The organism is Streptomyces sp. NPDC054770 (assembly GCF_053611985.1).
Genome location: NZ_JBSHBL010000061.1, coordinates 25,242 through 40,536, shown reverse-complemented (window position 1 = coordinate 40,536; position 15,295 = coordinate 25,242). Strand labels below are relative to the sequence as shown.

Annotated in this window: 11 protein-coding genes; 4 read left to right on the top strand and 7 right to left on the bottom strand. The window is 72.6% G+C overall.

Going from position 1 to position 15,295, the window contains the following annotated elements; translation table 11 throughout:
• Positions 1-154: 154 nt before the first annotated feature.
• The 4 genes from ACWGKQ_RS37950 to ACWGKQ_RS37935 form a co-directional block, all read right to left on the bottom strand.
• On the bottom strand, positions 155-2,395 hold the full coding sequence (locus ACWGKQ_RS37950) for a putative bifunctional diguanylate cyclase/phosphodiesterase (RefSeq protein ID WP_453296595.1): 2,241 nt from the start codon (positions 2,393-2,395) through the stop codon (positions 155-157).
• A 213-nt stretch (positions 2,396-2,608) separates the two neighbouring features.
• Positions 2,609-4,804, bottom strand: coding sequence for an NAD-dependent DNA ligase LigA (gene ligA / locus ACWGKQ_RS37945; protein ID WP_453296594.1), 2,196 nt, complete (start codon positions 4,802-4,804; stop codon positions 2,609-2,611).
• Between the two features lie 13 nt (positions 4,805-4,817).
• Complete coding sequence (locus ACWGKQ_RS37940; RefSeq protein ID WP_453296593.1) at positions 4,818-5,819, bottom strand: methionine synthase; 1,002 nt, start codon at positions 5,817-5,819, stop codon at positions 4,818-4,820.
• Between the two features lie 9 nt (positions 5,820-5,828).
• The gene (locus ACWGKQ_RS37935; RefSeq protein WP_453296592.1) at positions 5,829-8,777 is read right to left on the bottom strand and encodes an AfsR/SARP family transcriptional regulator; all 2,949 of its coding nucleotides are present in this window, start codon (positions 8,775-8,777) and stop codon (positions 5,829-5,831) included.
• A gap of 241 nt (positions 8,778-9,018) precedes the next feature.
• Here ACWGKQ_RS37935 and ACWGKQ_RS37930 point away from each other — a divergent pair, with 241 nt between their 5' ends.
• The gene (locus ACWGKQ_RS37930) at positions 9,019-9,795 is read left to right on the top strand and encodes an IclR family transcriptional regulator domain-containing protein (protein WP_453296591.1); all 777 of its coding nucleotides are present in this window, start codon (positions 9,019-9,021) and stop codon (positions 9,793-9,795) included.
• Positions 9,796-9,869: 74 nt separating this feature from the next.
• On the opposite strand, the gene ACWGKQ_RS37925 is transcribed toward ACWGKQ_RS37930, so the two are convergent.
• Positions 9,870-10,577 (bottom strand): SDR family oxidoreductase, encoded by a 708-nt coding sequence (locus ACWGKQ_RS37925; RefSeq protein WP_453296590.1) that lies wholly within the window; start codon positions 10,575-10,577, stop codon positions 9,870-9,872.
• Between the two features lie 7 nt (positions 10,578-10,584).
• Positions 10,585-11,124: an LOG family protein gene (locus tag ACWGKQ_RS37920; RefSeq protein ID WP_453296589.1), complete on the bottom strand. Its 540-nt coding sequence runs from the start codon at positions 11,122-11,124 to the stop codon at positions 10,585-10,587.
• Positions 11,125-11,252: 128 nt separating this feature from the next.
• Here ACWGKQ_RS37920 and ACWGKQ_RS37915 point away from each other — a divergent pair, with 128 nt between their 5' ends.
• A complete protein-coding gene (locus tag ACWGKQ_RS37915; protein WP_388924662.1) occupies positions 11,253-11,579 on the top strand; it encodes a DUF427 domain-containing protein in 327 nt (108 codons plus the stop codon).
• Here ACWGKQ_RS37915 and mnmA read toward each other — a convergent pair.
• Positions 11,555-12,691: a tRNA 2-thiouridine(34) synthase MnmA gene (gene mnmA, locus ACWGKQ_RS37910; RefSeq protein WP_453296588.1), complete on the bottom strand. Its 1,137-nt coding sequence runs from the start codon at positions 12,689-12,691 to the stop codon at positions 11,555-11,557. The genes ACWGKQ_RS37915 and mnmA overlap by 25 nt on opposite strands.
• 60 nt (positions 12,692-12,751) lie before the next feature.
• On the opposite strand from mnmA, the gene ACWGKQ_RS37905 reads away from it, so the two are divergent.
• Positions 12,752-13,414, top strand: a complete 663-nt coding sequence (locus ACWGKQ_RS37905; RefSeq protein WP_453296587.1) for an N-acetylmuramoyl-L-alanine amidase — start codon at positions 12,752-12,754, stop codon at positions 13,412-13,414.
• A 223-nt stretch (positions 13,415-13,637) separates the two neighbouring features.
• Entirely contained in the window at positions 13,638-15,263 is a 1,626-nt protein-coding gene (locus tag ACWGKQ_RS37900; protein WP_453296586.1) for a multicopper oxidase family protein, read from the top strand.
• The last annotated feature ends 32 nt before the right edge of the window (positions 15,264-15,295 follow it).

Below are 15,295 nucleotides of genomic sequence, written 5' to 3'. Positions count from 1 at the left end.
CTTCGTCACTCCGCAAGGGGCCAGCGCCCCTGTCTTTAGGGGCGCGAGGAACTGCGCGGGCAACCACACTCAACCCGCAGCCGCCGAACGCGCCGCACCCCCACGGCAGACGCTCACCTCTTCAGAGACGGTGAACGGGCGGGCGGGTGGGCGACTATTCGGCGGCCGGCAACGCCGCCCGCGGCCGCTGCCACCCCCGCGACCCCCGCGCCAGCAACCACGCCGTGGTCTCCTCCGGCGGCATCGCCGCGGCCACCAGCCACCCCTGCACCGCGTCACACCCGAGATCCCGCAGCCGCTCCCACGTCTCGTCGTCCTCCACCCCCTCCGCGACCACCAGCAGCCCCAGCGAATGCGCGAGATCGACCGTGCAGCGCACGATCTCCGCGTCCTCGTTGTCGACCGCCAGCCGGGCCACGAAGGACCGGTCGATCTTCAGCTCGCTCACCGGCAGCCGCCGCAGATGCACGAGCGACGAATACCCCGTGCCGAAGTCGTCGAGCGACATCTTCACGCCGTGCCCGTGCAGCCCCGCGAGGGTGTCGGCGGCCCGCTGCGGGTCCTCAAGCAGCACGTGCTCGGTTATCTCCAGCTGCAGCGCCCCGGCCGGCACCCCGTGCCGCGCCAGCCGCGCCGCCACCAGGCCCGCGAACCCCGGCGTGTGGACGTCCCGCGGCGAGACGTTGACCGCCACCGGCACCCGCAGCCCCTGCGCCCGCCACCGGGCGACCTGCCCGAGCGCGGTCTCCAGCACGTACTCCGTCAGATGGGGCATCAGCCCGGACGACTCGGCGATCGCTATGAACTCGTCCGGCGGCACCTTCCCCCGCTCCGGGTGCACCCACCGCACCAGCGCCTCGAGTCCGGCCACCTGGCCGTCGAAGCGCACCTTCGGCTGGTAGTGCAGCTGCACCTCATGGGCGTCCAGGGCGCGCCGCAGATCGCCCAGCAGGCCCAGCCGGTCGGGGGTGTTGGAGTCCCGCTTGGACTCGTACACCTCGACGCCGGTACGGTCCCGCTTGGCCTGGTACATCGCCACGTCCGCGCGGCGCAGCAGCCCCTCCGCGTCGAGCGCGTGATCGGGGAAGACGGCGACACCCGCGCTGGCCTCCAGCACGAGGGTGAGTCCGTCGAGATCGAGCGGGGACGAGAGCGCCGTGACCAGGCCGCGGGCCACCCGGGTGGCCGAGGTCGTGGAGTCGGCGACCGGGAGTAAGACCGCGAACTCGTCACCGCCGAGCCGGGCCGCCTCCGCACCGCGCGGCAGCGCGGCCCGCAGCCGGTCGGCTATCTGGAGGAGCAGCCGGTCACCGGCGAGATGACCGAGCGTGTCATTGACCGAACGGAACCGGTCGAGGTCGATCAGCATGAGGGCGGAGCGGGCGCCGATGCGTTCGGCGTCGTCGAGCGCGGTCCATATCCGCTCAAGGAGCCACTGCCGGTTGGGCAGTCCGGTCAGCGGGTCGCGCAGCTGCTCCTCGGCACGGGCCCGGGCTATCCACAGGGTGGAGTCGAGGGCGACCAACGGGATGGAGAACAGCGGCAGCAGCAGCGGCTGGGCGACGGTGACCACGCAGATCAGCGGGGCGATGCCGAGCAGGGCGACGGCGACCAGGCCCTGGCGCATCAGGGCGGTACGGGCGACGGTGGGCAGGCCACCGCCGCGCGGTGCGTGCAGGTACCAGAGCAGGGCGCGGGTCACGGCGAGGTAGGCGACCGCGACGAGCACGACCTCGGGGGCGGTGGCGACGGTCCAGCCGGTGGGGTCCCAGGGCGACTCGACGGTCGGGACGCGTCCGAACATGCCGAGCACCAGCGCTCCGGCACCGATGCCGAGGATGTCCACCGCGCCGTGCAGGACACCCTGCCGCCAGCGGTGGCGCCTGGCTATGCCGACCAGGACGACGACGGTGAGGCTGACCATGCCGGCGGGCACCCAGCCGTACAGCAGGAGGACGGCGAGGGTGAGGGCGGCGCCGGAGCCGGTGCCGCCCCACCAGCGGGCGCGGCCGAGCAGGACGAGGTGGCCGACGATGATGCCGGTCAGCACGGCCAGCGACCAGCCGACCGTGCCGGACGGGAAGAGGGCGTGGTCGTCGGAGAACGCGCGGTAGAAACCGGCGCCGAGGACGAACGCGGCGGCCGCGACGACCCCGGCGGGCAGCGCGGGCCAGGACAGGTGCCGTTCGTGCTCGGTGCCGACCAGGTCGGGCGGCGGGTCGACGGCGGCCAGCGGCAGCGGGTCGCGCGCCTCCGCCGCGATGCCCGCCACCGGCATCCCGGGCACGCCCGGACGCCGATCGCCCCGACCCGTCCACCGGCTTCCCCGCCACGCGCACGCCCGGCGGCGCAGCGGCAGCCGCGCACCCGGGGCGGCGCTCTCGGTCGGTTCCATTCCCGTCCCTCTCACAGCCGGCGGTGCCCACGCCATGCGGTCCGTGCCCTGCCGGAGCACGGGAATGCCCCGACCGCAGCTGGGCACGGCAGGCGCATATCCCAACAGTAGGCCGCGGAAGGCTTCCACGGGCAGCGGTCGTAGACGGTTGCCCGATTGCACCCCGGCCACCCGTATGCATCTGATATGCGCCGAACGGGTGGCCTTCAACCGCTACTCCTCGGTCGGAAGGGCTACTTCGGCCGCCGCTTCCGGCCCCTGCTCCAAAAGGACGACAAATCCGTCCTCGTTGAGGACCGGAACCTTCAGCTGCATCGCCTTGTCGTACTTCGATCCGGGGTTGTCACCCACGACCACGAACGACGTCTTCTTGGACACCGAGCCGGTCACCTTGGCCCCGCGGCTCTGCAGCGCGTCCTTGGCGCCGTCGCGGGTGAAGTGCTCCAGGGTTCCGGTCACGACGACGGTGAGGCCCTCCAGCGGACGCGGCCCCTCGTCCTCGCCGGTGGACTCGTCCTCCAGCGGAACTCCAGCGGCCTTCCACTTTCGGATGATCTCGCGGTGCCACTCCTCGGCGAACCACTCCTTGAGCGCGGTCGCGATGATGCCGCCGACGCCGTCGATGTTCGACAGCTCCTCCTCGGTGGCCTGCTCGATGCGGTCGATGGAGCGGAACTCGCGGGCCAGCGCCTGCGCGGCGACGGGTCCGACGTGCCGGATGGAGAGGCCGTTGAGGAAGCGGGCGAGCGGGCGGGTCTTCGCCTCCTCGATGTGCTGGAGCAGCGCGAGGGTGTTCTTCTTGGGCTCGCCCTTCTGGTTGGCGAAGACCGTGACGACCTTCTCCTCGCCGGTCTTGGGGTCCCGCTTGGGCAGCCCGCTGTCCGGGTCCAGGACGTACGCCTTGATGGGCAGCAGCTTCTCGACGGTGAGGTCGAACAGGTCGCCCTCGTCGACCAGCGCCGGTTCGGCGGGCTCCAGCGGCCGGGTGAGCGCCGCCGCCGCCACCGCGCCGAAGTTCTCGATGTCCAGGCACTCCCGGCCCGCGAGGTAGGAGACGCGCTCTCTCAACTGGGCGGGGCAGGTGCGGGCGTTGGGGCATCGCAGATCGATGTCGCCCTCCTTCATGGCCCGCAGCGGTGTCCCGCACTCGGGGCACTCGGCCGGCATCACGAACTCCCGCTCGGTGCCGTCCCGCAGGTCGACGACCGGGCCGAGGATCTCCGGGATGACGTCACCGGCCTTGCGCAGCACCACGGTGTCGCCGATCAGCACGCCCTTGGCCTTGACGACCTCCTGGTTGTGCAGGGTGGCGAACTCCACCTCGCTGCCCGCCACGGTGACCGGCTCGACCTGGGCGTACGGCGTGACGCGGCCGGTGCGGCCGACGCCCACCTTGATGTCGATGAGCTTGGTGTTGACCTCTTCCGGCGCGTACTTGTACGCGATCGCCCACCGGGGTGCACGGGCCGTGGAACCGAGGCGCCCCTGGAGCCGGATCTCGTCCAGTTTGACGACGACCCCGTCGATCTCGTGCTCCACGGAGTGCCGGTTCTCGCCGTAGTAGGCGATGAACTCCCGTACCCCGTCGAGGTCGTCGACCACCCGGTTGTGCGGGGAGGTGGGCAGGCCCCAGGTCTTGAGCAGGTCGTAGGCCTCGGAGAGCCGGTTCAGGCCCTCGAAGCCCGCCAGGGCGCCGATGCCGTGGACGACCATGTGCAGCGGGCGGCTTGCGGTGACCCGCGGGTCCTTCTGGCGCAGTGAACCGGCCGCCGCGTTGCGCGGGTTGGCGAACGGCTTGTCGCCGGCCGCGACCAGGCGTTCGTTGAGCTCGGCGAACTTCTCCATCGGGAAGTAGACCTCGCCGCGGATCTCGACCAGGTCGGGGACGCGCTCGCCGTGCAGCCGGTCCGGGATCTCCGCGATCGTACGGACGTTGGGCGTGATGTCCTCGCCGGTGCGGCCGTCGCCGCGGGTCGCCGCGCGGGTGAGACGGCCGTGCTCGTAGGTGAGGTTGACGGCGAGGCCGTCGACCTTCAGCTCGCACAGGAAGTGGTACTCCTGGTCGCCCAGTTCCTTGTGGATCCGCTCGGCCCAGGCCGCCAGGTCGTCGTCGTTGAACGTGTTGTCCAGCGACAGCATCCGCTCGCGGTGCTCGACCGCCGTGAACTCCGTCTCGTACGCCCCCGCGACCTTCTGGGTCGGCGAGTCGGGCGTGCGCAGCTCCGGGTACTGCTCCTCCAGCGCCTCCAGCGTCTTGAGGAGCTTGTCGAACTCCGCGTCGCTGATGACGGGAGCGTCCTTCACGTAGTACCGGAAGCGGTGCTCCTCGATCTGCTCAGCGAGCCGCGCGTGCTTCTCCCGTGCCTCGGCGGGCACTGCCGTCTCCGCCTGCTGCTTGTCGCCGGCCACCGTGTTCCTCCCGTTACTCTGGGTTGTCAGCGAGTGATCTCGCCGCCCGGACGCAGTGGGCGAGCGCCTGCCGGGCGTACGCGGGGGAAGCGCCCGCCAGCCCGCACGTGGGCGTGACCGTGACGGACTCCGCGAGAAGCCCCGGTCGCAGCCCCAGCCTGCGCCACAGCGTCCTGACACCCATGACGCTACCGGCAGGGTCTGACAATGCCGTGTCCGTGCCCGGCACGACACCGACGAACAGCCGGGTGCCCCCTTCCACCGCCTCGCCGACCGCGTCCTCGTCACGTTCGGTGAGGAGCGAGAAGTCGAAGGAGACGGCGGCCGCTCCGGCACGGCGGAGCAGGGCGAAGGGGACGTCGGGGGCGCAGGAGTGGACGGCGACCGGGCCGTCGGCGTGCACGCCGATCACGTCGCGCAGGGTGGACTCGACGACCTGGCGGTCGACCGCGCGATGGGTGCGGTAGCCGGAGGCGGTCCTCACCTGCCCGCGCAGTACGGCGGTGAGGGACGGCTCGTCGAGCTGGAGCACCGGGCGGGCGCCGGGGATGCGCCGCCGCACCTCGGCCAGGTGCAGCCGCAGGCCCTCGGTGAGGGAGGCGGCCAGGTCACGGCAGGCGCCCGGATCGGACAGGGTCGACTCGCCGTTGCGCAGCTCCAGGGCCGCGGCCAGCGTCCAGGGGCCGACCGCCTGCACCTTCACCGGTCCCTGGTAGTCCTGGGTGAACTCCTCCAGCGCGTCCAGGTCCTCGCCCAGCCAGGAGACGGCCCGCCTGGTGTCCCGGCCCGGCCGGTCGCCGAGCCGCCAGCCGCTGGGCTCCACGCGCGCGTACAGCTCGACGAGCAGGCCCGCGGTGCGGCCGATCATGTCGGCGCCGGGGCCGCGGGCGGGCAGTTCGGGCAGGAAGGGGAAGTCCTCGAAGCTGCCGGTCGCGGTCCTGGCGGCCTCGCGGGCGTCGGTGCCGGGGAGTGAGCCGATGCCTGTGGCCGGGCCGAAGTCGGAGAGTGCGTTCACGTGAGGAGCCTAAGCGGGGTGGGCGGTGCGGCGTGCGGCGGCGTGGGTGCGGATCTTGGTGCGCAGCGCCTGGGCCTCCGGCAGGCCCAGTTCGTCGAACAGGTCCAGGGCCCGCCGCCAGGCGTCGAGGGCGGGGCCGGGTGCGCCCGCGGCCTCGTGGGTGTCGCCCAGATAGGTGAGGCCGACGGCCTCGCTGCGGAGGTCGCCCGTCTTGCGGAAGAGGGCGAGGGCCCGGTCGTAGCACTCCACTGCGGTGGTGTGGCGGCCCAGGTGCCGGTGGATGTAGCCGAGGCTGTCCCAGGTGTGCGCCTGGCCGCTGAGGTCGCCCGTCGCCTGGACGAGCGGCAGTGCCTGCCGGCAGTGGTCGAGTGCCTCGCGCAGCTCGCCGAGTTCGGCGAGGTACCAGCCGATGTCGTTGAGGGCGACCGCCTGGCCGCCGCGGTCGTGCGCGAGCCGGAAGTGTTCCAGCGAGCGGCGCGCGTACTGGAGTGCCTCCCTGCTCGCGCCGTGCGCCCAGGCCATCTTGGCCAGGTTCTGGCAGGTGCGCGCCTGGCCGGGGTGGTTGTCCAGGCGCCGGAAGAGGCCGAGGGCGCGGGTGAGGTGGTGCCGGGCGCCGGGCGCGTCCCGCAGCTGGAAGCGGGCCAGGCCCAGACCGCGGTGGGCGGCCGCCTGTCCGGCCAGGTCCTCGTGGTGCACGGCCGCGCGCAGGGCGACGGTGTGGATGTCGGTGAGGGCCTGCCAGTTGCCCTGGCGTTCGAGGAACGTGGTCAGGGTCGCGGCCTGCTGCCAGGTGTGGGCGTCCAGGCCCGGGGCCGGGCGCTCCACGGCGGACAGCAGCACGCACTGTTCGGCGATCAGCCAGGCCAGCGCCTCGTCGTAGTCGGCCAACGGGCGGGGCAGCGCGCCGGGTTCGGCCGGGGCGAGGGTCATCGGGTGGCGGCGCCGGGTCAGCAGGGCGTCGGCCGCGTACGCCGTGTGCAGGTAGTGGTCCCGGACGCGGCGGCTCGCGGCCCGTACCGCGCGTATGTCGTCGTGCTCGGCGGCCAGTTCGACGGCGTGGGCCCGCAGCAGGTCGTGGCAGGTGTAGCGGAGCGGGGTGTGCTCGGTCAGCAGGTGGGCCTCGGTCAGTTCGGCCACCGCGACCCGCACCCGGGCCACCCCCGTACCGGCGAGCGCGGCAAGCGAGGTCGGGTCGGCGTCGGGGCCCGGGTGCAGGCCGAGGAACCGGAAGAGCCGGGCCGCGTCCGGGCCGAGCGTGCGGTACGACCAGTCGAAGACCGTCCGTACCGCGGTGGCCGGGTCGCCGGTGTCCAGGGGGTCCAGGATCCGCTCGGCGGTGCGCAGTTCCTCGGCGAATCCGGCCAGCGGCACGTCGGGGCGGGCGACGGCGCGGGCGGCGACGACCGCGAGCGCGAGCGGCAGCCCGGCACACCGTACGACGATCTCGTCGACCGCGGCGGCCTCGGCGGCCACCCGGGCGGCGCCGAGGCGGGCGGCGAGCAGTTCGCGGCTCTCCTCCGGGCCGAGCAGGCCGAGGGCGAGCAGCCGGGCGCCCTCCGCGGCGGCGAGCCCGGTCAGCGGGGCGCGGCTGGTCACCAGGGCCAGACAGCCCGGCGCACCGGGCAGCAGCGGCCGTGCCTGGTCGGCGTCCCGGGCGTTGTCGAGGACCACCAGGACCCGGCGGCCGGACAACAGGCTGCGGTACAGGCCGACCTGGGCGTCGAGAGACTCCGGCACCCGGGCGGCGGGCACCCCGAGCGCCTCCAGGAACCCGCGCAGGGCACGGTCCGGGGAGAGCGGCGCGCCGCTCGGGTCGTAGCCGCGCAGGTTCACGTACAACTGCCCGTCGGGGAAGGCCGGGCGCGCCTGCCGGGCCCAGTGCACGGCCAGTGCGGTCTTGCCCACGCCGCCCATGCCGGACAGCCCGGCCACCCCGACCGCCGCCGGTTGCCGCCCGAGGTCCGCCAGCAGCGCGTCCAGCCGGGCGAGTTCGTCGACACGGCCGGTGAAACCGCCCGCGCCCGGCGGGAGTTGGGCGGGTGCGGTGTACGGGGTGCCGTCACCGGCCGGGGTGGTCCGCGGTGCGGCGGGAACGGGCCGGGCCTCCGGCGCGGCAGGGTCGGCCGGGTCCGGGCCGGCGGGGGTCGCCGGGGCCGGTCGTGCGGCCGCCGGGGCGGGCGCGGCCGGGTGTCCGCGGACGGGGACGGGCTCGTGTTCACGGGCGGGGGCGGGCGCGGAAGCGGGGGCCGCGGGGTGGTCCCGGAGGATCCGCTGGTGCAGCTCCCACAGCCGCCGGCCGGGTTCCGTGCCGAGCTCCTCCACCAGGCGTCTGCGGGTCAGGGCGTAGCACCGCAGCGCCTCGCCGCTGTCGCCGGCCGCGTGCAGGGCCCGCATGAGGGCCTCCGCGAGGGGTTCCGTCAGCGGGTACTCGCCGAGCAGGTCCGTCAACTGGCCGACGACGGCCGCCGGGTCGCCGCCGTGGATCTCGATGTCCGCGAGCCGTACGGCGGCGTCCACGCGCTGCCGCCGCCAGGTCTCGCGCATCCGGGCGGGCCAGGCCCCGGGCAGGCCGGCGAAGGGCTCGCCGCGCCACAGGGCGAGCGCCTCACGCAGGTGCGCGACACGGGTGCGGCCGGGCAGCGTGCCGTCGCGGGCGGTCGCGGCCAGGCGCTGGAAGCGGTGCAGGTCGACGCGGTCCGGGTCGAGGTCCAGCTGGTAGCCGCCGGCGCGGCGCAGTACCGGTAATCGCCCCTCGCCGCTGTCGTCCAGGCGTTCCGCCAGCCGCCGGATGCGGGCGATGTGCGCGTACAGGGCGCGGCGGGCGCCCTCCGGCGGCTCGGCGCCCCAGACCCGGTCGACGAGCGCCTCGACCGGCACGGGCCGGCCGACGTCCACGGCCAACGCGGCCAGTACCGCGCGGCGTTGGGGCGGCCCCAGATCGACCGGCGTCTCGCGCACGAGCACTTCCACCGGACCCGACAGACACAACCGCAGCATTGCGCCTACCCCCGTTCGTCCTATTTTCACAGTCTCCTCACATCGGTGGGCTGGGCGACAACCTTTCGGCAAAGAATCGGCCCATGCGCGCAACCCACCCTGGTCCGGGCGGTGTCACGCCGGTTCGTCGGCGTGTCGCGCCCGCCACCGCACCCCGGACCGGTACGGGACGGGGCTCACACGTGACCACGGGGGTAGACACGTGCACAGATCGGAGAGCGCGACCGCGATCGCCTCGGCGCCACCACGTCCGGGACCGCCGCACCCCGCACCTCCGGGGCTCGCCGGGGTGGGCGGGCGCGGGGTTCTGGAAGGGGCCTTCGCGCTGCTGTACGCCGTGCAGCAGGAGCAGGACGCCGGGGTGACCGCGCTGGCCGAGGTGTGCGGTCTGCCCAAGACGACGGCGTACCGGCTGCTCGACCAGCTGGTGGAACTGGGCGCCGTGGAACGCCGGGCGGGCCGGTACCGCATCGGACCGGGCATGTTCCGGCTGGGTCACGGCTGGCAGCCGTACCCGGGGCTGCGTGCGGCCGCCCGGCGGCCGCTGCGGCGGCTGACGGCCGTCACCGGGACGACGGTGGCGATCGCCGTGCTGCACCGGGGCCAGACGCTGGTCCTGGACTGGACGGCGCCCTCGGACGCGCCGTGCCAGCTGGCCGACGACCGGCTGATCTGGCCCTGGTACACGGCGACCGGCAAGGTCCTGGCCGCCTGGGCCCGCCCCGCCGCCGTGACCGGCCCGCTGCCCCGGACCTGGCCGGACGAGGCCGCGCGGATCCGGGAGTGCGGGATCGCCTACGACCACGAGGAGGTGCTGGAGGGGGTGTGCTGCGCCGCCGTGCCGGTGGCCGCGGCGGACGGTGTCCCGGTGGCGGCGCTGTGCGTGCTGACCGGCCCCGGCCGGCACCTGGAGCGGCTCGCCGACACGGCCCGGCGCGCGGCGACGGCCATCACGGCGGGACTCGGCCGCCACCGCTGACGCCGGTGTGTGGCGCCCGGCGCTGAACGGCGCGGCGTGCGTGGCCGACCCCGAGGCCGGCGGGACCGGCGGTACTAGCCGGGCAGCGGGCCGGGGCGCACGGTGAGGTCGTTGATCTCCGCGTCCCCCGGCAGGTCAAGGGCGGTCAGGACGGCGGTCGCCACCGACTCCGGGTCGATCCACCGCGCCGGGTCGTACTCCTTGCCCTCCTGCTGGTGGACCTTCGCCTGCATCGGGCTCGCCGTGCGGCCCGGGTAGACCGAGGTGACCCGGACACCGTTGCCGTGCTCCTCGGCGCGCAGGGAGTCGGCCAGGGCCTTCAGGCCGTGCTTGGAGGCCGCGTACGCCGACCAGCCCGCGTGCGCGTTGAGTCCGGCGCCGGAGTTCACGAACAGCACGTGCCCGCGGGCGGCGCGCAGCTGGGGCAGGAAGTGCCGGGTCAGCTCGGCCGGTGCGACCAGGTTGACGTTGAGCTGGTGGCGCCAGGACTTCGGGGTCAGCTCGCCGACCTCGCCCAGGTCGACCACGCCGGCGATGTGCAGCAGCGAGTCCACCCGGTCCGGGAGGGTCTGGTGGGAGAAGGCCCAGGACAGCTTGTCCGGATCCGCCAGGTCGCCGACCAGGGTGCGGGCGCCGGGGAACTCGGCGGCCAGTTCCTTCGCGCGGCCCGCGTCGCGCGCGTGCAGCACGAGTTCGTCCCCGCGCGCGTGCAGGCGGCGGGCCACGGCGGCGCCGATGCCGGAACCGGCACCGGTGATCACATGAGTTGCCATGGGGCCCATGCTCGCATCAGCGGGCGCCGGGACTCTGTTCCAGGTAGGCCAGGGCCTGTGCGGGTTCCTCGGCGAAGAACATCAGCTCCGCCAGGGGGCGGGGCAGGAAGCCCTCCGCCTCCATGCGGTGGAACTGTTCCTTCAGGCCGTCGTAGAAGCCGGCGGTGTTGAGCAGGACGACGGGCTTGTCGGTGCGGCCGTGCTTCTTCAGCTCCAGGATCTCGGTGGCCTCGTCGAGGGTGCCGGTGCCGCCGACCATGATCACCACGGCGTCGGCCTTCTCCAGGAGGAGCCGTTTGCGCTCCGCGAGGTCGGCCGCAACGACCATCTCGTCGGCGCCGGGGCGGGCCTTGTTGGCGAGGAAGCCGACGGAGACGCCGATCAGCTTGCCGCCGGCTTCCTGGACGCCGTCGGCGACGACCTTCATGAGGCCGGTGTCGGAGCCTCCCCATACGAGGGAGTGGCCGCCTTTGCCGATCAGTTTTCCGAAGTCGCGGGCGGGGCGGGTGTAGCGGTCGTCCAGGTCAGCGGCGGAGAGGAAGACGCAGATTCGCATGGGGTCAGGGTATGCACTGGCCATTGGCGGCTGCCGGTGCGTGGGGGCTGGTCGCGCAGTTCCCCGCGCCCCCAGGCAAAGAAGCTGGGCCTTGGGAACAAGTGGGCGTCCGTCAGTGTCAACCTCGTATGGCCTCTGGACACACGATCACCATCGAGCAAAGCCAGCAGCACGTCCGCGTCACGCACGGGGACCTGGTCCTCGCCGAGAGCGACCGGCCTCTCGTCCTGCGTGAGACCGGCTCTCCCGTGCGCTACTACATCCCCGCCGAAGACGTACGTCTCGATCTCCTCACGCCCTCCGAGACGCACACCGTCTGCCCGTTCAAGGGGACCGCCTCCTACTGGTCCCTGCCGGATGCGCCGGACCTGGTCTGGGCGTATCCCGAGCCGAAGGCCGATGTCGCCCAGATCAAGGACCACCTCTGCTTCTACGAGGTGGACGTCACCGGCTGACGCCGGACCGTCGAGGCGATCGTCGCCGAGCCGACGACGCGGGTGTCGTCGTACAGGACGATCGCCTGGCCGGGGGCGACGCCGCGGACCGGCTCGGTGAACGTGACGTGCAGTTCGCCGTCGGTCAGTGCCGCGCTCACCTCGGTCTCGCCGCCGTGGGCGCGGAGCTGGGCGGTGTAGACGCCGGGACCGGTGGGGGCGGTGCCGCACCAGCGGGGCTTGATCGCCGTCAGTCCGGTCACGTCGAGGGCGGCGGCGGGGCCGACCGTCACCGTGTTGTTCACCGGCGAGATGTCGAGGACGTAGCGGGGCTTGCCGTCGGCGGCGGGGTTGCCGATGCGCAGGCCCTTGCGCTGGCCGATGGTGAAGCCGTACGCACCCTCGTGGGTGCCGAGCTTCGCGCCCGTCTCGTCGACGATGTCGCCCTCCGCCTTGCCGAGCCGCTGGGCCAGGAAGCCCTGGGTGTCGCCGTCGGCGATGAAGCAGATGTCGTGCGAGTCGGGCTTCTTGGCGACCGCGAGGCCCCGGCGCTCGGCCTCGGCGCGGATCTCGTCCTTGGTGGTGAGGGTGTCGCCGAGCGGGAAGAGGGCGTGCGCGAGCTGCCGCTCGTCCAGGACGCCGAGGACGTACGACTGGTCCTTCGCCATGTCGGAGGCGCGGTGCAGCTCGCGGGAGCCGTCGGGGAGCGTCACGATCTTCGCGTAGTGGCCGGTGCAGACGGCGTCGAAGCCCAGGGCGAGGGCCTTGTCCAGCAGGGCCGCGAACTTGATCTTCTCGTTGCAGCGCAGGCACGGGTTGGGGGTGCGGCCCGCCTCGTACTCGGCGACGAAGTCCTCGACGACGTCCTCGCGGAAGCGGTCGGCGAGGTCCCAGACGTAGAACGGGATGCCGATGACGTCGGCGGCGCGGCGGGCGTCGCGGGAGTCCTCGATGGTGCAACAGCCCCGGGCGCCCGTGCGGAAGGATTGCGGGTTCGCGGAGAGCGCGAGGTGGACGCCGGTGACGTCATGGCCGGCCTCGGCCGCGCGGGCGGCGGCGACGGCGGAGTCCACGCCGCCCGACATGGCGGCGAGGACGCGGAGGGGACGGGTGCGCTGCGGGGTGTCAGTCATAGCCCCTCCAGGGTAAGGGGGCGCGGGAACCGGGGCCCGCGGGTATCCGTTGGAGATCGCATGGGGGCACATCAGACAGCGGCCGGCGACCGGGACCGGCGGATCGGGCGGCGGGCGCTGCTGGTCGGCGGGGCGGCGGCGGCCGCGGGCACGGTGGCGCTGGCCAAGGACGAGCTGTCGCGGTTCTACTGGCGGTTGCCGGGGGTGCGCAAGGCCCGGGTGGCGGGCGCGGTGGACTTCAGGAGCGCGCGCTGGGTGGCGGCGGCCCAGGGGAACTACCGGACGGCGGACCGGCCGTCCGACTACCCGGTCGACCGGGTGGTCATCCATGTCACCCAGGGCGATTACGCGAGCGCGGTGAAGGTCTTCCAGAACCCGTCGTACGGGGCGGCGGCGCACTACATCGTGCGCAAGGACGGGCGGATCACCCAGCTGGTCCGGGAGCTGGACGTGGCGTTCCACGCGGGGAACCGGTCGTACAACGAGCGGAGTGTGGGGATCGAGCACGAAGGGTTCGTGGACCGCCCGGAGGACTTCACCGCCGCGATGTACGCGGCCTCGGCGCGGCTGACGGCCGCGATATGCCGGCGGTACGGAATGGCCGTGGACCGCGAGCACGTGATCGGTCATGTGGAGGTGCCGGGGACGGATCACACCGACCCGGGCAAGCACTGGGACTGGGGTCGCTACATGGGGCTTGTTCGGCGCGTCGGACAGGCCTGACACCCAGTTCCACCTGTGACTTAATCGTTATCCTGTGGTTGTGCTGCGCACTGTCTGTGTCCGTTGCGTCCCGCACCCGTGGCGCCAGCTGCGTCTGCTCAACTCGGCGCTTTTTCAAGGGAGTTAAGCATTAAAAGCATTCACGGCCGCTTCACAGTTCCGCCGGTTCGCTCCTAACTTCGCCTCAGATTTCACACAGTCCCCAGGACAAACATCCGGGGCCATGACCCACACCACAGATCCCGCCTTCGAGGCGAACAACGAAGAAGAGCAGGTCACCGGCGGCAGGCGCCGTCGCGCCAAGGGTGCGAAGAACTCCAAGGCGGAGCACTCCAAGGCGGAGCGCACCGCGGACGCCGAGCACTCCAGGGAAGGAACGGCCAAGCGCGGCAAGGGCGTTCACCGCCGGAAGTTCCTCGGCGGGATGGCCGGGGTCGGTCTGGGCGCCGTCGCCGCGGCCGGCGCGTCCTTCGCCCTGCTGACCGACGCGAAGGGCAACAAGGCCGGCGCGGCGACCAACACCGCCACCCTGAACATCCCGGACCTCCTGGAGGGCACCACCTCCGACAGCACCACCACCTTCACGCTGGAGGCGAAGACCGGCACCGCCGAGGTGCTCAGCGGCGTCACCAGCACCACCGCCGGCTACAACCAGTCGTTCCTCGGCCCCACCATGAAGTGGACCAAGGGCGATGTGGTCCTGCTCAACATCACCAACAGCCTGGGCGAGGACACCACGGTCCACTTCCACGGCGCGCACGTCCCGCCCAAGATGGACGGCGGTCCCCAGGTCGCCTTCGCCGACGGGGAGACCTGGTCGCCGACCTTCACGGTCAAGGACGACCCGACCACGCTCTGGTACCACCCGCACGCGCTGGGCACCACGGCGAAGCAGGCGGTGCACGGCCTGGCCGGCATGATCATCGTCGAGGACAGCGACGACACCAGCGCGGCGCTGCCCAGCACCTACGGCACGGACGACATCCCGCTGATCTTCCAGTCCCTGGCCGTGGACGCCGCCGGCGACATCAAGTACGACGTCACCGGCTATCTGGCAGCCACGAGCTTCCCGCTGCTGGTCAACGGCACCAACGTCGACGACACCACCCTCACCTTCACCGCGACCAAGACCCGGACCCGGTTCCGGCTGCTCAACGCCTCGCCGTCGGACATCATCGTCATCCAGCGCAGCGACGGCGGCACGATGACCCAGATCTCCACCGACCAGGGCTACCTGGCCGAGGCGGCGGACGTGACCACGATCCGCCTGGTGGCCGGCGCCCGCGCCGAGATGGTCATGGATATGTCGGACGACGTCACCCTCCAGGCGGTCATCACCACCGGCTGGATCCGCGGCGGCAGCGGCACGTACGACTTCCTGGCGGTCACCGCGAGCGGCACCGACACCCCGTCCGACCTGCCCAGCTCGCTGCGGACCATCGACCGGTACGACACCAGCGACTTCACGGCCCGCACCATCACCCTCGGCAACACCGGCGGCACCATGCTGATCGACGGCAAGGCCGGGACCAGCATGGACTCCATGACCATGATCAGCACCACGCTGGGGTCCAAGGAGATCTGGACGATCAAGAACAGCACGCAGCTGGAGCACTCGTTCCACCTGCACGACGTGCCGTATCAGCTGATCTCCATCAACGGCGTGGATCCGACCGGCGTCCAACTCGGCTGGTACGACACCTACGAGGTGGTCGGCGGCGGCTCCATCGTGATCGCCATGGAGTTCACGGACTTCTCCGACGACACGTACATGTACATGCTCCACTGCCATCTGCTGCAGCACGAGGACGAGGGCATGATGGCGGCCCTCATGGTGACGGACAGCTAGCCGCTCGGGCCTCCTGAGCAGGCTGCCGCCGG

What these genes read in the sequence shown, in the direction of transcription:
- ACWGKQ_RS37925 (WP_453296590.1), bottom strand. Translation starts at nt 10,577, where the DNA reads ATGGGCCCCATGGCAACTCATGTGATCACCGGTGCCGGTTCCGGCATC.
- ACWGKQ_RS37950 (WP_453296595.1), bottom strand. Translation starts at nt 2,395, where the DNA reads ATGGAACCGACCGAGAGCGCCGCCCCGGGTGCGCGGCTGCCGCTGCGC.
- ACWGKQ_RS37900 (WP_453296586.1), top strand. Translation starts at nt 13,638, where the DNA reads ATGACCCACACCACAGATCCCGCCTTCGAGGCGAACAACGAAGAAGAG.
- ACWGKQ_RS37920 (WP_453296589.1), bottom strand. Translation starts at nt 11,124, where the DNA reads ATGCGAATCTGCGTCTTCCTCTCCGCCGCTGACCTGGACGACCGCTAC.
- ACWGKQ_RS37915 (WP_388924662.1), top strand. Translation starts at nt 11,253, where the DNA reads ATGGCCTCTGGACACACGATCACCATCGAGCAAAGCCAGCAGCACGTC.
- ACWGKQ_RS37905 (WP_453296587.1), top strand. Translation starts at nt 12,752, where the DNA reads ATGGGGGCACATCAGACAGCGGCCGGCGACCGGGACCGGCGGATCGGG.
- mnmA (WP_453296588.1), bottom strand. Translation starts at nt 12,691, where the DNA reads ATGACTGACACCCCGCAGCGCACCCGTCCCCTCCGCGTCCTCGCCGCC.